Genomic DNA, 18772 nt, shown 5'->3' with positions numbered 1-18772 from the left:
AGGTTTATTTACTCTCTTCGTCTCCCTTAGCGTCGGTGGCTTTTTTCTCAGCCTCCATTTCGCTTTGCTTTTGCGCGTCGCGCTCAGCTTTTCTTTCGGTCAAGCCTTCTTCGATAGCAGAGCCGATAGCTTTAACGATCAGTGAAACTGATTTGAAAGCATCGTCGTTGCCTGGAATCGGGAAGTCCACTTCCTCTGGGTTAGAGTTGGTGTCGACCAAAGCGAAAACAGGGATATTGAGCTTCTTCGCTTCTTTAACAGCGATGTGCTCCTTCTTGATGTCAACGATGAACAAAGCCGCTGGCAAACGAGTCAAATCAGAGATGCCGCCCAGGATTCTCTCCAATTTAGCACGGTCGCGGGTGATCATCAGACGCTCGCGTTTCGCAAGGTTGGTATACGCTTCCTCCTTCATCATTTTGTCGATAGACGACATTTTCTTGAGGGATTTGCGGATAGTGGCGAAGTTTGTCAACATACCACCTAACCAACGCTCGGTAACGAAAGGCATTTTCAGTCTAGCAGCCTCGTCAGCAACAACCTCTTTGGCCTGCTTTTTCGTGGCTACGAACATCACCTTACGGCCTGAACGTACTACTTGCTTGATTGCGTTAGACGCTTCCTCGAGGCAAACAAGCGTTTTGTTGAGATCGATAATATGGATGCCGTTCTTCTCCATGAAGATGTAAGGCGCCATCTTAGGATCCCACTTTCTCGTCAAGTGTCCGAAGTGAACACCAGCGTCTAGTAAGTCTTTATATTGTAATTGAGCCATTTTCCTAAAAGAAATGAATGTAAAAAGTAAACGGGATTAACGCTTACTGAACTGGAATCTTCTACGTGCCTTACGACGTCCGTATTTCTTACGCTCGACCATACGTGGGTCACGAGTCAAGAAACCTTCTTTCTTCAATGCTGGGCGAACCTCGGCGTCAACTTCAACAAGCGCGCGGGCTACGGCCAAACGGATAGCTTCCGCCTGTCCTTTGAATCCACCGCCGTCTACGGTCACCTTGATGTCGTAGCTTTCGAGAGCTTCAGCGATCGCCAAAGGCTGCTTAACCACTGTGCGCAGGATCTCGAAAGGGAAGTAAGTCTCAAGAGGTCTTTTGTTTACAACGATCTCGCCGTTACCGGGAGTCATGTAAAGTCTCGCAACTGAAGTTTTCCTTCTTCCTATCGTGTTGATAACTTCCATTGAGATTAAAGTTTAATTTCTTTTGGTTGTTGACCTTCGTGCTTGTGCTCTGTTCCAGCGTAAGCGTAAAGGTTTTTGAAGAGTTTTCTGCCAAGACGGTTCTTTGGCAACATGCCTCTTACGGCATTCTCAACAAGAAGGGTAGAAGACTTGGCTTTCAGCTCGGTAGCGGTAGTCTTGCGCTGGCCGCCTGGGAATCCGGTGTGACGTACGTACACCTTATCCGACCATTTCTTTCCGGTCAAACGGATCTTGTCCGTATTGATCACAATCACGTTGTCTCCGCAATCTACGTGTGGAGAGTAGCTTGGCTTGTGCTTTCCGCGAATGATTTTCGCGATTTCGCTGGCCAAACGACCCAACACCATAGAATCAGCGTCAACTATCACCCAATCCTTGTCAACCGATGACGCGTTGGCCGATTGTGTTTTGTAACTAAGAGTATCCACGTTGACTAATTCTAATGTTAGAAGTTAGAACAAATAAACCTTGCCTTTTCTCCCATTTGGGAAAAAGGGCCACAAATGTAGGGGGATATTCGCTAAAACGCAAGAGCGTCTCAGTAATTACCCTCCTGATAACTAGAATGTTCTGATCTTTCCGTTCCGCGCACCGGCCTGACGCTAAGGCGTTGCGTCTCCGGTATCGGCCATCTGAGCGGAAAATCCGCCTCGGGCAGCGACCTCACTTTACGGAAAATCAGGCGCAAAGGTAATGCTTTTTTCCACGATACGGAAATTATTACCGAATTATTAACTCTCTGGTTGTTCGGGAATTACCGGGTGCGGGGTTCCGGACTATATGGCCTCGCCATTTTCCAAGCGTGAGCGCCATCCTTCCACCCGTTGTTCCAATGCTTTATAATTTTCTTCGGAAACGTAATTGATCATCTCAAGCAGGGCCCTGTCCGCGGAGTTGTCCAGCCCCATTTTCAAGGCCAAACGGATATATGCCATATTCAGCCTCACAGAGTAAGCGTCGGCGTATTTTGCGCGCACTACCATCTTGTACGCTTTCTCAAGGCCGTCCTTCCCGCTTTCGGCGTATTCCAGCGCGGCCAACATGCCTTCCGTAAAGTACGGATTGGCCGAACCGAGCGCCATAAACAGCGAGTCGGCTTCTTTTCGTTCGCCATTGGCCTCCGCCCTTTGGGCTTTTAACCAAAGCTCTTCATCGGGAGCCAGAGAAAGCCCTGTAGTTGTCGGCTTTCTTTCGGCCAAGGCTATCCTGGCTTTTACCGCTCTTGTCCAGTTGGCCTTCGCTCCGTATTTCTCGGCTTCTTTCAAGTAACGGGAAGCTTCTTCCGTTTCGTTATTCGCCAATGCTTTCGAAGCGTAGTAAAGGTTCAAATCCGCTCTGAAAACCGGTGTTCGGATTGAATTCTCCAGGCGGGAAATCAGCCCCGGGTCGGCGTCGGCACTTCTATACCTTAACCAAAGAGCTTTCTTTTGGTCCGAAGCGGAAAATACGTCAGTCACATTATCTGTTTTCAACACGTAAAGCATATCGTCACGCACAACCGAAGAATCAACCGAGTTTTCCCAAAGCATAGCCGTATTCTTAAGCAACCCGGCTTCGGCCATGGCCAACAGGCTATAGGTCTCGGCCTGCGGATATCCCAACAGGTGGGCTTCGCGGAAGAAATCTCCCGCTTGCTGGTACGCTTTGTTCTTTAATGCGATAAATCCTTTCGCAAAAACGAGACGCTCATCCATAGACGGGTATTCCACCGTCATTTTCGATAGCAGGTCAAGTGCGTCGTATACACGGCCGGCCCGATAATCCGCAAGCGCTTCGTTGTATTTTAGAAACGCCTCGTACGGTGCGTTTACGGAATCGGATAACGTAGCTTGGATAAAATCAGCGAAGGCAACCGGATCATTTTCCCCGAGATTCACCGAGATGTTATTCAGATACAATGTTCTGCCAAAATCCAAAGCCCCCTCAGCCGGCGCCAGACTGGCTTTAAGCGGAGCTCCCGGACGGATATTCGATACGGCCACAACATTTGCCTTGGCCATCGGGTCTTCGATAGCGTCAAGTTTTGCGTTCAGATCATTATCCAATGGAATATCTTTAAGCGCCGTCAGCGCCCAACGGTTTCTTAAGCCCGAAAGTCTAGTATCTCCTATTTTTTCGGCCTGGCCAAGCCAAATCATAGCCGAATCCAACACTTGCGAACCTCCGTAAAGCATTCCGATTTCGTTTTTCAATTGGCCATTCCCCTCAAACTTTGAGGTTCCCCTGCGCAAGCAGAAAAGGGCGTCGAAAAAACGGTTTTGCGATTGGTACAACTTCGCCTGACGGGCGTAAGCGTACGGGGAAGGCTGCTTGGACACGGCCAATTCCAAGTGGACCAAAGCCTCCGAAATATTCGATTTCTTTTCGGCCAAATGCGCCAGCGTGTAGTTGGCGTGATGGTTTTGGAAGCCATGGTAGGCCGAAATTTCGTAGTTGCGCTTTGCCGTCTCGAATTTCCCCTCATAAAGATAAAGGTCCGCCACCAAATTGGCCCGACCGGCGTTCATTTGATCCACAATCAGCCAGCTTGATTTCCCAAAGAACAATACCGTTCCGCCTATTCCCAACAAAGTCATGCTGAGTATCGGCATTCTCACCGGTTTGTACATCACTTTCGCCACAGCCTTATTCCTTCCCAACAGCGTCCCGTAGTTGATCAACACATAAACGAGAAAAGCGATGCCGAAACCTATTTGGGAATAAACGATAGCGTCTTCGAAAACTTCGGCCATCGGGTCGTTTCCGGTGTAAAACGCAAACGCTACCGTAGCGGTGGCCACCAACGCAAAACCAAGATAAAGCATGGCGCCAAGTGGCGAGAAGGGCAACATCCGGGCGTATTTTTCGGAACGGGCCTCGAAATTGAATAAACCGGCGACCGTGGCGATCACAAAGATGAGGAAGGGGCTCAGGAGGTACACTCCAAGATCTTCGCCTTCTGTCATCTGATAAAACACCATTCCCAAGTTCAGGAAATAAATGACACAAAAGATCAAATAATGCCCGAGGTTGTTCATTTTCCCCGAAGGGCTCGTACTGGTATCGGGCAAAAACTTCAGAAGCGTAGCGAAAATCTCAGTGCCTATAAACAGGATAAAAGCCAAAGTCAGATATGTGGCCGGCCAGATTCCGAAACCGGTCAAGATCATCACCGGATTTCCCCCTTCGGAAAATTTGACGATCGCAAAGGTCCATAAAGCCGTAAGCGAGGCGAAAACCACGAAACGGGCCGGTATAGACACCGCTTTCCATATGGAATGAAACAGATAGGAAACGGCGAAATAGGACACGATTATCCCGAAAGCGAGCTTAGAATCTTCTTTTCCTAAAAACTCCAACAGTTCCAGCCTCAAACCCAAAACCGAAAGGGCGAAAACGCCCATACTCACAAGAAACCAAAAGCGGTTAAAACCCGTGGAAACCGTAAGCAAAAGGCTTGCGCCGACTCCCAAAACCAACCAGAAATACATGGAATATTCCGGATTGATCTGCGGATCGCTGGCGCGATAATGTTCTGTAGCAACGTAAGTTTTGGCCGGAAGGTCAATCTTATAAGGCCCGATTTCCAAACTCTCCGCAACGGTTTCGACGGGCTCGGCTTTTATATCAAGCTCCCATGAAAGCCAATTTGAATTTCCCGAAAAAAAACCGTAGAGATACGCACCCGTAACTACGGTGAAAAAGACCAACAAGGTCATGTAAAAAAGACGATAGGCGCTTTGCCAACGATTCCAGAACAACATAACAACCGGTATTATTTTTCCATTCGTAATTTTCGTTCCCGGGATCCCGAACGTATCGGTACCCGAAACTTTGACTTCGCCGAAAGGTTCGCAATAACATTACGCTCCATCCCGACCATTCGTACACTATTCTCTCCGCCTTATTCGTAAATAAGGTAACCTTTCCGCATTTTCCCGTAGGCTTCCAGCGCAGGCGCCCAAGTGGTCCGGATCGCTTTCTCGTCCATTCCCGCAGAAATTTGAGCCTTCAGCTTATCCGTTCCGGCGAGTTTATCGAAAAAGGAATTGAAGAATTTCTTCTTGTCAGGGAAATTCTTGTACGCACGCAAAAGGTATTCAAGTTTAAAGCCCACCGAACCCGGAGCATCGGCGAGATTCTCTCCGTAACACAATTTTCCTTCGTGTTTCGGGTATTTTGACATTCCGAGAATGCTTCTCGGACGAAAAGTGTCTTCTCCCATAGCTTTGTCCGGGTAACCGTAAAGGGTAAAAGGCCGTTCGGTTCCCCTACCCGCACTCACCGGAGTCCCTTCAAAAAAGCAGAGCGAAGGATACAAGCGCACCGAAACCTCATCAGGAAGATTCGGCGACGGCTTTACGGGAAGAGAATAAGGCATATCGTGACTGTAACCGAGCATAGGCACCACCGACAGGTCGCAAACCTTGTTCGTAGCCAACCATTTCTCGCCCGAAATCATTTTGGCCAATTCCCCAACCGTAACCCCGTGTACCACCGGAATAGGATGCATCCCGACAAACGACTCGAAGCCTCTCTCCAAAACGGGGCCGTCCACATACGAGCCGTTCGGGTTAGGCCGATCCAAAACAATCATGCGTTTTTCCTGCTCGGCCACGGCCTCCATTACGTAATGCATGGTACTTATATAGGTATAAAACCGCACTCCCACGTCCTGTATATCGAAGACAACCACATCCACATCCGAGAGCATTTCGGCGGAAGGTTTCTTGTTTTTACCGTACAACGACACGATCGGCAAACCCGTTTTCGCGTCCGTTGCGTCATTGACTTTCTCGCCGGCATCCGCCTTGCCTCTAAAGCCGTGTTCCGGAGCGAATACTTTGACCACCTCCACGCCTTTGGCCAAAAACATATCAACCAGATGCACGCCGTGGATCTCGGACGTTTGGTTCACTACCAAAGCCACTCTTTGCCCCGCAAGCCCGGGCCCGTACACGTCAAAGCGCTCGGCGCCCAGTGTCAGTTTTTCTTCCGTCTTTTGGGCGCACGCTCCCAAGAAGCCCAAAAATAAGCAACAAGCCGTCACGGCTCTCAATACGGCATTCTTTCCCATCTCCATAATCGTTTTCAACGCAAGGGTTAGGACTCTTTTCGCTTCTTCGAATTCTTTTTTTCCAAAACCAAAACCCGGAAACAGCCCTCCAGAATTCAATTTCCGTATTTCTCGGCATCTTTTTATCTAACCCGGACTATTTTGTAAACAAAAAAGCCGAACCGACGCCACGGCGACAGTCCGGCTTATGGATTTCCGGCGTTTTCTTAATCTTCCGTTTCCTCTTCGGGCTTGTTGGCTACCCTCAGGGTGTAATCCTTGTATTTTATGATCGGCACTACCCGGTTTTTTCCTTTTTCGTCGAAATCGTAACCGTAGTACAACGTGCCTGGCACAAAACCGGTCCCCTTGGCCGGCAATACTTCCGTTCCGTTTTCCTTCAGCATTTTGCCCAACAACATCAGCATATCATATCCTTGCGAGGCGTAGCGGTCAGGGTTGCGGTAAGTCGCTCTTGCGTAATCCTCCCTAAAGCGCTGAAAGTTGTCCGTGGACATATCAACAAAGTTCGGGGCCACCAGATAAATCTCTTTCTCTTCCAAAGTCTCCGGCGTGACGAAGTAATCGAGCCAACGTCCGTCGCCGATAAGCATCACCGTGTCCGGCCGGCCTGAAATGCCCGCGATAACGCTGGTAGCCAAAATCTCGTTATCGGACGCCACATAAATGTGTCCGATGCTGTCCGGCGCGATATGGAGCGAGTCTTCCATAATCCGAACTCCATAGTTGTTGACAGAATCTGTAGGCACTTTGGTTTTGGCCCTAAGCATTTTATCGATTGAGCGAGCGTTATAGCGGTCAAGTCGCCTTATAATCGCCACATTAAAGCTATCTTTTTCTATCGCCCTCTTATACTCGTAAGCTTTTATGGAGTCCTTGGCTTTTGTTCCATAAAAAATCATAGCGTTTCTGTTCTCAACTTTCGAAACGGCGAATCTGGCGGCTTGGCGCGCTTGGGTTTCGTTATCGGGCAAGAACAGCTTGGCATACTCCGAATCCGCCACCAACGCGCTGTCCGTGGAAAGGGGATTGAATAACACGGTCTCGGACCTGTCCGAAAATTTTACGGCTTCCGTAGCCAAGGAAGAATACAACGGCCCCAAGATCAGGTCCGCTTCCTCGATATGGTCCGTAGCTAGCGTCACCGACAAGCTATCACGACTTTTTTTGGTATCGTATGGATACAGTTTTATGTCCACGCCCTCTTCGGCCAAGTGCCTTTGAGCCAACTCCATTCCCGAATACAGGTTGTAGACGAAATTGGGAGTGCGAGCCTCAATCGAGGCGGAATCGTTGATATAAAGAAACGGCAACATCACCGCTACGTTATAACTGCTCTTTTTGGTATGGCCCGTCGTTTTGAGCTTCACGCCATACATTTCCGGGTTTAGCTTAAATTCCCTTACCAAAGCCTCCAATTCCCCCGGCTCCCTGTCTTCGGGTTGGGTGGCGGCCAATTTCTCGGCGAGGACCATCGCTACGGTCTTGTCTTCCGGCAAACGCTTATGCAGAATGCGAAGGTCTTCCGTATCCGATTTGTCTAAGTACACTCTGGCCATTTCATAGGCCGTTTTTCTTTTCGGGCCTTTTTCCACCTTTTCGAGTATGGCCATAGCCTTGGCGCGGAAACCCTCGTCAAAAGCGATTTGCGCTAACCAAACACGGGCGTCATCGGCTTGCTTCCACTCCGGATACCTGACTGTCACTTGGGTAAACATTGCCCGGGCCTTTTGCTTTTCCCCGGCTTCGTAGGCGGCATATCCATAATAAAAGCAGGCATAGCGAGCGTAACAATTTTGATTACCGGTTTCGGTAAGCGACAGAAATGTGGCCATGGCCTCTTTATAGCGCTTGCCTTCGAGCAAAGTCTTGCCCTCTTCAAATCGGATCTGGTTGTCTTGGCCCCATACCACGGCGGGCAAAAACATTATAAGAATAAGGAAATATTTCATAGTATCGTTTAGGGACATCCCTTAAAAATATCCTCGCAAAATAAAGCATATTTCGGGTAATCCTCAATCCCTCCGGCCTTATTTGGAAGGAAGTGGATTTTTCTTAGCCCAGAATCATTTGGCCTCTCAATTAGCAACATTTCCCCCCCTTGCATTTACGAAAATCGACTTATATTTACCGTATTCGATGATTATATCGCTTTAGCTTCCGTTTCCCAAGGATATCGGACCCGTAACGCGGGCACTTTTTTCGCTCCGAAACGAGACTCCCGAGACATCCATTTTTAAGGCACGGTGGCTATGGCGTTTAGGGTCGAATATGCATTAGCTGACACAATTATCTAATCCAACAGGCATGAGAAAGATTTTTTTCATTCATCTATCCTTAGCGATCTTCCTGCTGACCTTTAGCGCAGGCGCCTCATGGGCCCAACGCTCTTGGTCACAAGACTTTGCGAAGGCCTACAAGGCCAAGGATAAAAAAGGGGAGTGGAAAACCCTTTGGGACAAACACCCCACCGCCATGTTTTGGATCGAGCGCCATGCCGGGAAAAACCCAGCCAGGCTGATCGAAAACGGCAAATTTGACCGGAAAATCGTTGAGAAAACCATCTCCGGACTCAAGAACCCGAGCGCTTTCAAAAGCGCCCTGCAGTCTTGCGCTGACGACAAGCAACTACTTGCTCTTTTCGAAGAAACAGTGGAAGCGCTCAAGGTGCAGGAACGTCTCGAAAACGTAAACCTCGCGGCCATCAAACGCTCCGTGGATTTCATGACCAAGAAGCACAGCGGATTCTCGGACCAAGGTCGTTACCAACGCATCAAAGACGGGTTGCCCAAGGCCAAAGCCGACCTTTACGCCCGGAAGCCCGGAGCGGTAAAACGGGCCATGGAAATCGTGGAATTGAAGAAAGAGCTTCTTCTTTCCACCCCACTCCTCAAGTCCGACATCTTGGTTACCCGCCACGAGCTGGGCAAATACGCCCGCCGTTCGGGCGCTCCCGGCATGGGTATGCCCGGCGCCAACTGGAAGTCGAACGCCAACACCAACCCCAAGCGCGGCCGTGGCGAAGTGGGATTAATCTCCGGCATGAACCAAGCCGACGTTAATTACCAAACGGTATACAAAGCCGAAGGCAGTCACGTCGCCGATCTTGAGCTGAACTTCGACGCCGATAAGATGATGTTCTCCAAAGCCGGCCCGCACGGCCGTTGGCACCTATACGAAATGCCCGCCGACGGTGGAGAGCCAAAACTCCTGACTCCCGACGATGTTCCCGAAGTGGACTTTATGGACGGCACCTACTTGCCTAGCGGCAAGATCATGCTAACCTCCAACCTTTCGTTGCAAGGCGTACCTTGTGTTAATGGTAACGACGCCGTGGCCTTAGTTAGTGTCATGGACCCCGCTACCAAGAAAGTTCGCCAGCTGAGCTACGGCCAAGACAATGAGTGGGATCCTGTAGTGCTAAACAACGGACGCGTGATGTACCTGCGTTGGGAATACACCGACATGGCGCACTATTTTGCCCGTAACCTGCTCCATATGAACCCTGACGGAACAGGCAAAAAAGAATACTACGGTAGTGGCTCCTACTGGCCGAACTCATTCTTCGACGCTCGCCCTGTTCCCGGGCACCCTACCAAAATCGTAGGTATTGTATCGGGACACCACGGTGTGGCGCGTGCCGGCCGTTTGGTTATCCTCGACCCGATGAAAGGGCGTAAGGAAGCCGAAGGCGTAGTACAGGAAATCCCGGGCTACGGCAAAGAAGTGATCCCCGAGATCAAAGACCGCCTCGTAGACGGCGTATGGCCACAGTTCGTGACCCCATATCCGCTCAGCGAAGAGTATTACCTCGTTTCCGCCAAGATGAGCCCTAACAGCCTCTGGGGAATCTACCTCGTCGATATCTTCGACAACATGACCCTGATCGCCGAAGCGGAAGGCGCCGGTATGAGAAGCCCGATCCTGAAAGAGAAAAAACCTACGCCTCGCGTAATTCCTGATCAGGTGAACTTGACCAAGAAAACCGCCAACGTTTACATCCAGGACATTTACCAAGGTCCCGGTTTGGCCGGTGTACCTCGCGGAAGCGTGAAGGAATTGCGCCTGTTCACATACAAATTCGTTTACAACCGCACTCTCGGCGACCATTTCTCGGCCGGTATCGAAAGCGGTTGGGACGTGAAACGTATTATGGGAACCGTACCTGTGGAAGAAGACGGATCCGCATTCTTCCAAGTGCCCGCCAACACGCCTATCTCCATGCAGCCTCTTGACGAGAAAGGCCGAGCCATGCAATTGATGAGAAGCTGGATGACCGCCATGCCCGGCGAAACGGTTTCTTGCGTAGGTTGTCACGAAGACCGCAACACTTTGCCTATCGCCAAGCCGACCATCGCTTCGCGCAAAAGCAAACCGGCCAAAATCAAACCTTGGTACGGAGAAACCAGGCCGATGACCTTTATGAACGAGATCCAGCCTACCCTTGACCGCAAGTGCGTAAGCTGCCACGACGGCAAAGACAGCCACCGCCCGAACTTCGCCGACACTACCATGAAGCGTGTTATCAAGTCCGGCGTACAGCACTGGTACACCAAGGCCCACATGACCTTCGGCAAGAGCTACTGGAACCTCCACCCGTACATCCGCCGTCCCGGTCCGGAGTCTGACCAGACTATGCTTACTCCTATGGACTTCCACGCAAGCCTGAGCCCACTGGTTCAGATGTTGGAAAAAGGTCACCACAACGTGGAACTTAGCGAAGAGGAGTGGGACAGGCTCAACACCTGGATCGATTTGAACGTACCGTTCCACGGAGAATACAACAAGAGTGGCAAATTCCGTAGCGAAACGCCTCAGGAAGTCCGCCGTAAAGAACTCGCTCTCCGCTTCGACACGCCTATCGACAACTCCGACGAGGAACTCGCCCGCGCCCGCGCCCGCCGTTGGGCCCAAGGCCCGGTTACTCCCGTGTTGCCGGAAAAGGAAGCTCCTGTAAAGCATAAGAGGGTTAAAGCCAAGAAATGGCCGTTTACCGCTGATATGGCAGGCACACTGCAAGAAAAGGCAAAAACCGCTGACGGCTCCACAAAAACCATTGACTTGGGAGAAGGAATCAGCATCAAGCTTGTCCGCATTCCCGCCGGCAGTTTCGTGATGGGATCGGAAGAAGGTTCCAAAGACGAATACCCACGCGCCCGAGTAAAGGTGGAGAAAGCCTTCTGGATGGGAGCCTTCGAAATCAGCAACGAGCAGTTCCGCAAATTCTTCCCCGAGCATGACAGTCGCCATATCGACCAGCAGTGGAAAGACCACGTGTTCGCCGGTTACCCCGCGAACAAGCCTGAACAACCCGCCATCCGCGTTACTTGGAAAGAGGCTATGGCCTTCTGCCAAAAGCTCAGCGAGAAAACGGGTATGCAAGTGACATTGCCTACCGAAGCGCAATGGGAATGGGCATGCCGTGCCGGTTCCGGCTCCGATATGTGGTACGGAACACAAAGCACAGACTTCTCGGCCTTCGCCAACTTGGCCGATGTCAGCCTGCAAAAACTTGCCGTAAACGGCGTGGACCCTAAGCCTGTCGGCCCGGACCATCCCGTATTCCGCTCGCAAGATTTTGTTCCGAAAGTAGAGGCAGTTGACGACGGCGTAATGGTTCCTTCCGGCACGGGGCAGTACAAGCCTAACGCTTGGGGACTTTACGACATGCACGGAAACGTGGCCGAATGGACCGCTTCCGACTACGCTCCATACCCATACAAAGCCAAAGACGGCCGTAACGACCTCAACGAGAACAATCTCAAGGCCATTCGTGGCGGATCTTGGAGAGACTTGCCGAAACGTGCCACAGCCTCTTACCGTTTGGGCTTCCAGCCATGGCAAAAAATCTTCAACGTAGGCTTCCGTATCGTCGTACTTGACGATCCTAAGGCTATGGCCCAGAAATAAGAAACAATCAACGGGAAGGCTTCAACCGGAGCTTTCCCTCTTCCGTCCTTTTTCCCTTCGGGGAAATCCAGGGGCGGGCATAAAAAAAGACCGCCGGATCGGCGGTCTTTTTTTGTATCTCGTTAAAAATTCTTCCTATTACAGGCCGAACTCTTTTTTGATCTCCTCAACATAATCGAGTTTCTCCCAAGTAAATGTCTCTACCAACAGCGTACGTTTCTGTCCCGCCGTTCTGAAAGTCACTTCCTTGATCTCCGGTTTACGTCCCATATGTCCGTAAGCGGCGGTATCCGAATAAATCGGGTTCTTCAGCTTCAGCCTTTTGGTGATCGCCGCAGGTCTCATGTCGAAGATCTTGCCTACGATCTGCGCTATCTCGCTGTCGCTCTTGTCCACCTTGGCCGTGCCGTTGGTGTTTACGTAAATTCCCATCGGATCAGCCAATCCGATAGCGTACGATACCTGCACCAACACTTCGTCTGCCACTCCGGCCGCCACCAAGTTCTTGGCGATATGACGCGTAGCGTAAGCCGCCGAGCGGTCCACTTTAGAAGGGTCTTTACCTGAGAAAGCTCCGCCTCCGTGGGCTCCTTTTCCTCCGTACGTATCAACGATGATCTTACGGCCTGTAAGTCCGGTGTCGCCGTGCGGGCCGCCGATAACGAACTTTCCGGTTGGGTTGATATGGTATTTCACCTCGTCGGTGAACAACGCCTTCACGTTGTCCGGCAAAGTGGCTATTACGCGCGGCATCAAGATGTTTACCAAGTCATCCTTGATTCTTTCCAGCATCGTATGATCCTCGTAGTGGAAATCATCGTGTTGCGTCGAGATCACGATGGCGTCTATAGCCTCCGGTTTGTCATCGTCGCTGTACTTGATGGTAACCTGCGCTTTCGCGTCCGGACGGAGGTACTGCACCTTGTCGTTTTCGCGACGCATCTTGGCCAATTCCTGAAGAATCCTGTGCGAAAGGTCAAGCGCCAAAGGCATATAGTTTTCCGTTTCGCTGGTGGCGTATCCGAACATCATGCCTTGGTCGCCGGCACCCTGTTCTTCCTCGCTCTCTCTTTCCACTCCCTGGTTAATATCCGGAGACTGCTCGTGAATAGCGGAAATAACTCCACACGAATCGGCGTCAAACTTGTATTCCGACTTGGTGTAGCCGATCTTCTTGATCACCTTACGGGCCACATCCTGCACGTCTATATATGCCTCGGATTTCACCTCTCCGCTAAGTACGGTAAGGCCTGTAGTCACGAGGGTTTCGCAGGCCACTTTCGACTCCGGGTCGAAGGCCAGGAAATTATCCAGTAAAGAATCTGAGATTTGGTCGGCGATTTTATCCGGATGTCCTTCCGAAACCGACTCTGAAGTAAAGTAGTAAGACATAATGTTTTAGGTTATTCGGTTTACACAAAAGGGAACCAAAAACGGGCAACGAATCGCCCGTAAAAACACACCTCTTTATGTATGCGCAAGTTACGCCTATTTTTCATATTATCATCAAGCCTTCCGGTTATTGGACGACTCTATATTCAGCTTTCGCCCCGCAAGCGCTTCAGACACTCCCGTGGCGCCTTCCACGCCCGGTACGGTTTAGCCTTTTTTCTTGTTAAACTGTCCCTGTACCAGAAATACCGTAGGCACTTTCTTTAGTTCCGGAGCGGATTTCTTCCATTCGCCTACCGACTTCGTCACCACAAATTCCTCTTCGCCCGTCACGTCTCTGGCTATGCATAACTTTGTCGAGGGTTTCAGATTGCGCAAAAGCGCTCCCAGCAAGGCTTCGTTTCGGTACGGCGTCTCGATAAATATCTGCGTCTGGTTTTCTTCCTCCGACTTTTTCTCCACGGCTATGATCCGCTTCCTTCTTTGGGCTTTGTCTATGGGCAAGTACCCGATAAACGCGAAAGATTGCCCGTTGAAACCCGAAGCCATCAACGCCAACAACAATGACGAAGGCCCCACCATAGGTACCACCTTGATTCCTTTACCGTGGGCGAAAGCCGCCACCGCCGCTCCCGGATCCGCTACACCCGGACAGCCCGACTCTGAGATCACTCCCACGTCCTTACCCTCTAGTACGGGGCGCATCAAATGCCCTATCTCCGCCGGTCCGGTTTTTTTGTCCACTTTCTCAAAAACCAGGTCCTCTATACGGATTCCCAGCTTCAACGAGCTGATATACCTCCTTGCCGTACGGACATCCTCCACCAGAAAGTATTTCAGTTTGGGGAGAATCTCCCTTACTTGTGGCGCTATCACCTGGTCCGCCGTTCCGCCCGCTATCACGTTCGGAATCATATACACTGTTCCCATGTTCTGTCTTCTGTTTCTCTTTACGGGGCTTTCTTCCGCCTCACCTTCATTAATCGTACGCGCCCGCAACGCTTGCCTATACCTCGCCGGGCAATCGCCCCGCCAGTACACAACCGTTTTTAGGTCCGTCGTAGCCGGCCTTTATGCCAGCTTTCAGCCTTACTATGCGCTTTGTACAATTTAGGCTTCAAGAAATTCCTCCACAGCTTCCAGCAGTTCGGCCGGCTTCTCGGCGTGGACCCAATGCCCGGCGCCTTCCACCGTCACCACTTCGCTATCCGCAAAGATATCCTCAATCGCCGGAATATCAGCGTCGGTAACGTAATTTGAATTAGCTCCCCTTACAAACAACGCGGGAACCATACTGTGCGCCCCTTGGGCCACCGCCTCCACTACGTTCTCTATCTTTTCGGCTATTACCGGCAGGTTCATTTTCCAGCGGAACCCTTTCTGCGGGTTGCGGGCCAAGTTCTTCATCAGGAACTGCCTTACGCCCGGGTCCGGAATACCTACGGCTAATGCAGCCTCGGCGTCGGATCTTTTCTGTATCGAGGCCAAATCCACGGACCGCAAAGCGGCCACTATCTCGTCGTGGCGGGGTTCGTAGGCTTTCGGAGCCATATCCACCACTATCATCTTACTGATCAGCTCGGGATAATGCGCGGCGAACTCCATCACCGTCTTGCCTCCCATGGAATGCCCCAACACTACGGCGCCCTGTAGGCCGTGCCGTTCGATAAACTCTTTCAGATCCTCGGCCATTACGCCGTAGTTCCACTCCCCGCTTTGCGGAGAGTTGCCGTGGTTGCGTTGATCCACCACGAAAACCCTGTATCTGTCCGACAACGCTCGGGCGAAGGTGACCCAGTTATCGGAAAAGCCGAACAGGCCGTGAAGTATAATCAGCGGGGAGCCTTCCCCGTATTCTCGATAGAACAGTTCCATAGTCGTTTTGGCTTCGGATAAACTCTTTGGCGATTCCGGGCTCGCCGGGCCCTTGCCGGATATGCGCACCCTTGGCTAAGCCTCGGGCGTCACCGCCCCATACATTCCCCGACCGAAATCGGCTCCGGCTACATACGGTCCATTTTTTCCGCCCGCAAGTTACGCCAAAAGCCTGTCTGTAGAAAGCCGGACCGATATAACGATTACCGATGTCGGTATCGGACTTTTTTCTTACCCGGGCATTTCCGCCTTCGACAAAATATATTTCGCCGATGCCGATACCTTTTCCGCTCCGTACGGTACGTTTTCCGCCGGTGCCGGAACCATTTCTCCCTATGCCGGTAGAGTTTCTGCCAGTGCCGGGATAATTTCTGCCACTAATTTCTTACATCACCCCATTTTTCGGCACTCTCCACCCTTTACCGGCACAGTTCCGGCTATTCTCCTGTACGTAAACGGATGCGACGGAAACTAAGTGTACGGAACCATAACCCGAAGGTTCTCCCACAAGGCAGAAAGCCCGTCGATAACACACAAACGGTTTTAGAAACAATCAATAACGACAAAAGAGCCCATGAGTCAAGCGAGTCAAAACATGAAATTCACCCACTCCGAATTCCTGCAGGTATGCGACAGCGTATACGGCGCCCTGAACAGGGATATCGCCGTCTTTTCGGACTACGGAATTCAGGCCACTTTCTCGGAGAGTTACAAGACAAAGATTGATACTCTGCGGGAAATTATGCCGGACGAGTACTGGGAAGGCCAACAGATGCTGAAAACCAGCGCCAAGGACATCCTCAGAAGGTCGATAGAGCGCCAAATCGGCGACTTGCGTTTCAGGATGAAGCTGGCCTTCGGCGACAATTCTCCGGAGTACCGCCACTTTAAGTTCGGGAAGTTCACATCCTTTACGGACGCCGAGCTGATCAGCCACGCGAAACGCGTAGCCAGCGCGGCGCGAGGCATGCTGGACAAACTGGCCAACAGAGGCGTAACGGAAGAGGAGCTGACGGCATTGGATATCGACAGAAAAGGCATGGATCAGTCCATCGATGACCTGACGGAAGCCAAAAGAACCCGACAGGCCATGACTATGGAAAGAAGCATGCTGTTGGGAGAGCTTTACCGCATGGTAACGGAGGTTTGCGAAATAGGCAAACACGTATGGAAAGAGGACAACGAGGCCAAGTACAAAGAATACGTACTGTACGGCTCAAGATCAAAGAAAGTGGAGGAGCTTACCGAAGACAAACAAGACGAAGACTCCAAAGAATAAGGCTGTGATAATTAACCGCAACTCCTCGGAGCGCCTAGCTCCCGGGGGGTTGCGTAACGGAAGCAACCGAGGCTCCACAAACAAAAGCCACAACGGGAAGGGCGGTCATCCACGCCCTAGCCCCGCAGTTCGAAAACATTAGTCCGCTTTCTGCCTTTTTTCATCTACCGGCCCCGGTCTTGCCCCCGGGGCTTATTTTTTCATCAAGGTTTACAAACGGCTCCGGAGCGCCGGACAAAACCAGCTTCTTGAACTTCTCGAAAGCGTCGGGCTCGGCCACGTCTATAGAGTAATGTCCCTCTTCCAGTTTATCCACCCGGACACTGTCAACCCCAAGGGCGTCGAGCTTACCCATGGTGGCCGGTTCCTTTTCGCGCAGGCGGAGCACCTTGCGGAGCAACCAATCCGACAAGGCCTTATTGGGATTGGTCATCAGGGCCTTGCCGTCTTCCTGACAAAGCTTGGCGGAAAGTTCCTCGCCCGTAGGAGTGGACAACAGGAAAGGCTCGTCACGGCCGGGGAAAAAGTCGGGAAAGGCATTGCGGATCTCTTTGCCCGGCACGCGCAGGTAAACCTCGCCGGGATCACGGCGCCGGCCGGAAGCGTTCCACTGGTTTATCCCGCTCTTCGGGAAAACGGTCCTCTCGCCACGGCGATAACCGTAAAGGGGGAGGATAACGTAATTTTCCCCCGGCACGGAATCCTTGGACGACGCGGAGCCGGGCCCCTCTCCCTGCGACAAACCTAAAAGAGCGTCGTAAGGGTCGTCAAGGATCTCCACTTTTATACTATAGGCATCGGCCGGAATCCGGAAGCGACGGTACAGGGTACTCTTGGACCTGTTGAAAAAGTATTCGTTCTCGCCATCCCGAAAGCTGATGCCCGCCGATGTGCGCTTGACTCCCCGGATATTTTCGGTGTCGATAAATCCGTAGCCGGTCTCAAAAAGCAGAAGCTCGCCGGGACGGCGGGCCACTATATGGTACACGCCCTTCTCAATACCGTAGATTCTTTTGGCCATGGCCACCCTGTTGTTGCGCAGTTCGGCCAAACGCAAAGCCAAGGGGAGACCGTCCAAAAGGGCAAGTTCCTTGGCCAAGCGATTAAACTCTGCCACTTTCTCCACGCTGTCACTCTTCGGGGCCAAAAAGGTCTTGAGCCCTACCCCGATGTTATCGTACTTGGCGTCGAAGGCAGTATCGGAACGCGAAAGGTTCTCGGCGCCAAAGGATTTGCAGAAAATATTCTCGGCGGCGCGGTAATACAGATACGGAGTCGGGCTTTCGCTAAACAAACCGGAGAACCGGGCAAAAGCCCTGAGCAGTTTTTCGTACCCTCCGCCCCGCAGGCGGTCTATACCCGCAAAAGAATTCGGCGCCGGCGCCTTTGACGTACTTTCACCGAAGCCGGGAAACAAGGGCGTTTCTTCGGTATTTTTTGCCATAACCATATTTTTGGCCCCAATACCGCACAAAATCACGGTTTTCGGGGAGGGCGAATTACCCTAATCGTAGGGATTTAAATATTTTCATTCGTGTCCATCTTTGTCAACATAAGATAACATCAAAAAGCGACAGTTATGGGTTTGAAAGAAAAAAGAGCGATTCGTGATTTCCAGGAAAACAAGTACAACGAGCTTAAGGCGGAGCTTTTCACCGCTTTGGGATTTACCGTTGACGTGGAAGTGGACTGGGATAGCCTCGCCAAAGACGAAAAGGTAGAGCTTTACAACTCCGCCATTCCTGACGTGTACTTCGCGCCGCAGCTGGAAGTTTACAAAGACATTTGCCAAGACGACTTGGGTAAGGAAGCTTTGATGGAGTCACTCAAAACCATCAGAATCCGCAACGCGAACGACATCTGGTCAGCCCGAGACTGGTGTAAATTCGAGGACGGGGTATTGACTCTCGACCACGAAACCACCACGAACTCAGGAAACGTTGAGGACCGCGTTTACTATCTTAAAGAACTGTTGGAAAGCGCGCTCTAAGCATTTTTTCCGCCGATGAGCGGGCCGCACGCACCGATTTTAGGGGGACTT

Annotated in this window: 13 protein-coding genes; 3 read left to right on the top strand and 10 right to left on the bottom strand. The window is 51.4% G+C overall.

Features of this window, described 5'->3' with window-relative positions; genetic code table 11:
• Positions 1-4: 4 nt before the first annotated feature.
• From rpsB to AABK39_RS02795, 6 genes are all read right to left on the bottom strand, one after another.
• On the bottom strand, positions 5-775 hold the full coding sequence (gene rpsB, locus AABK39_RS02820; RefSeq protein ID WP_338393400.1) for a 30S ribosomal protein S2: 771 nt from the start codon (positions 773-775) through the stop codon (positions 5-7).
• A 36-nt stretch (positions 776-811) separates the two neighbouring features.
• Positions 812-1198: a 30S ribosomal protein S9 gene (gene rpsI / locus AABK39_RS02815; protein ID WP_338393399.1), complete on the bottom strand. Its 387-nt coding sequence runs from the start codon at positions 1196-1198 to the stop codon at positions 812-814.
• A gap of 5 nt (positions 1199-1203) precedes the next feature.
• Positions 1204-1647: a 50S ribosomal protein L13 gene (gene rplM / locus AABK39_RS02810; protein WP_338393398.1), complete on the bottom strand. Its 444-nt coding sequence runs from the start codon at positions 1645-1647 to the stop codon at positions 1204-1206.
• Positions 1648-1995: 348 nt separating this feature from the next.
• Positions 1996-4962 carry a tetratricopeptide repeat protein gene (locus tag AABK39_RS02805; RefSeq protein WP_338393397.1) on the bottom strand — a complete coding sequence of 989 codons (2967 nt, stop codon included), beginning with the start codon at positions 4960-4962 and terminating at the stop codon, positions 1996-1998.
• Between the two features lie 140 nt (positions 4963-5102).
• Complete coding sequence (locus tag AABK39_RS02800) at positions 5103-6275, bottom strand: exo-beta-N-acetylmuramidase NamZ family protein (RefSeq protein WP_338393396.1); 1173 nt, start codon at positions 6273-6275, stop codon at positions 5103-5105.
• A gap of 206 nt (positions 6276-6481) precedes the next feature.
• Positions 6482-8227, bottom strand: a complete 1746-nt coding sequence (locus AABK39_RS02795; RefSeq protein WP_338393395.1) for a hypothetical protein — start codon at positions 8225-8227, stop codon at positions 6482-6484.
• A 355-nt stretch (positions 8228-8582) separates the two neighbouring features.
• Here AABK39_RS02795 and AABK39_RS02790 point away from each other — a divergent pair, with 355 nt between their 5' ends.
• Positions 8583-12185, top strand: a complete 3603-nt coding sequence (locus AABK39_RS02790) for an SUMF1/EgtB/PvdO family nonheme iron enzyme (protein ID WP_338393394.1) — start codon at positions 8583-8585, stop codon at positions 12183-12185.
• A gap of 138 nt (positions 12186-12323) precedes the next feature.
• On the opposite strand, the gene metK is transcribed toward AABK39_RS02790, so the two are convergent.
• The 3 genes from metK to AABK39_RS02775 all read right to left on the bottom strand — a co-directional run bounded on the left by metK (position 12324) and on the right by AABK39_RS02775 (position 15452).
• Positions 12324-13577: a methionine adenosyltransferase gene (metK, locus tag AABK39_RS02785; RefSeq protein ID WP_338393393.1), complete on the bottom strand. Its 1254-nt coding sequence runs from the start codon at positions 13575-13577 to the stop codon at positions 12324-12326.
• 207 nt (positions 13578-13784) lie between these two features.
• Positions 13785-14507: an SAM-dependent methyltransferase gene (locus AABK39_RS02780; RefSeq protein ID WP_338393392.1), complete on the bottom strand. Its 723-nt coding sequence runs from the start codon at positions 14505-14507 to the stop codon at positions 13785-13787.
• A 180-nt stretch (positions 14508-14687) separates the two neighbouring features.
• The gene (locus tag AABK39_RS02775) at positions 14688-15452 is read right to left on the bottom strand and encodes an alpha/beta fold hydrolase (protein WP_338393391.1); all 765 of its coding nucleotides are present in this window, start codon (positions 15450-15452) and stop codon (positions 14688-14690) included.
• A 595-nt stretch (positions 15453-16047) separates the two neighbouring features.
• Here AABK39_RS02775 and AABK39_RS02770 point away from each other — a divergent pair.
• Positions 16048-16731, top strand: a complete 684-nt coding sequence (locus tag AABK39_RS02770) for a hypothetical protein (protein WP_338393390.1) — start codon at positions 16048-16050, stop codon at positions 16729-16731.
• 160 nt (positions 16732-16891) lie between these two features.
• Here AABK39_RS02770 and AABK39_RS02765 read toward each other — a convergent pair whose 3' ends face one another.
• On the bottom strand, positions 16892-18175 hold the full coding sequence (locus tag AABK39_RS02765; RefSeq protein ID WP_338393389.1) for a DEAD/DEAH box helicase family protein: 1284 nt from the start codon (positions 18173-18175) through the stop codon (positions 16892-16894).
• Positions 18176-18310: 135 nt separating this feature from the next.
• Between AABK39_RS02765 and AABK39_RS02760 the strand changes: the two genes are divergently transcribed.
• Positions 18311-18721 (top strand): hypothetical protein, encoded by a 411-nt coding sequence (locus tag AABK39_RS02760; RefSeq protein WP_338393388.1) that lies wholly within the window; start codon positions 18311-18313, stop codon positions 18719-18721.
• Positions 18722-18772 lie beyond the last annotated feature (51 nt).

This window comes from Fulvitalea axinellae, assembly GCF_036492835.1.
GTDB lineage: Bacteria > Bacteroidota > Bacteroidia > Cytophagales > Cyclobacteriaceae > Fulvitalea > Fulvitalea axinellae.
The sequence above is the reverse complement of the archived record's forward strand: the minus strand, read 5'-3'. Positions and strand labels throughout refer to the sequence as shown.

Bases quoted from the DNA above. Each gene is read 5' to 3' on its own strand.
- rpsI (WP_338393399.1), bottom strand. From the start codon at position 1,198: ATGGAAGTTATCAACACGATAGGAAGAAGGAAAACTTCAGTTGCGAGA.
- AABK39_RS02790 (WP_338393394.1), top strand. From the start codon at position 8,583: ATGAGAAAGATTTTTTTCATTCATCTATCCTTAGCGATCTTCCTGCTG.
- AABK39_RS02800 (WP_338393396.1), bottom strand. From the start codon at position 6,275: ATGGGAAAGAATGCCGTATTGAGAGCCGTGACGGCTTGTTGCTTATTT.
- AABK39_RS02760 (WP_338393388.1), top strand. From the start codon at position 18,311: ATGGGTTTGAAAGAAAAAAGAGCGATTCGTGATTTCCAGGAAAACAAG.
- AABK39_RS02765 (WP_338393389.1), bottom strand. From the start codon at position 18,175: ATGGCAAAAAATACCGAAGAAACGCCCTTGTTTCCCGGCTTCGGTGAA.
- AABK39_RS02770 (WP_338393390.1), top strand. From the start codon at position 16,048: ATGAAATTCACCCACTCCGAATTCCTGCAGGTATGCGACAGCGTATAC.
- AABK39_RS02805 (WP_338393397.1), bottom strand. From the start codon at position 4,962: ATGTTGTTCTGGAATCGTTGGCAAAGCGCCTATCGTCTTTTTTACATG.
- rpsB (WP_338393400.1), bottom strand. From the start codon at position 775: ATGGCTCAATTACAATATAAAGACTTACTAGACGCTGGTGTTCACTTC.
- AABK39_RS02780 (WP_338393392.1), bottom strand. From the start codon at position 14,507: ATGGGAACAGTGTATATGATTCCGAACGTGATAGCGGGCGGAACGGCG.
- AABK39_RS02795 (WP_338393395.1), bottom strand. From the start codon at position 8,227: ATGAAATATTTCCTTATTCTTATAATGTTTTTGCCCGCCGTGGTATGG.
- metK (WP_338393393.1), bottom strand. From the start codon at position 13,577: ATGTCTTACTACTTTACTTCAGAGTCGGTTTCGGAAGGACATCCGGAT.
- AABK39_RS02775 (WP_338393391.1), bottom strand. From the start codon at position 15,452: ATGGAACTGTTCTATCGAGAATACGGGGAAGGCTCCCCGCTGATTATA.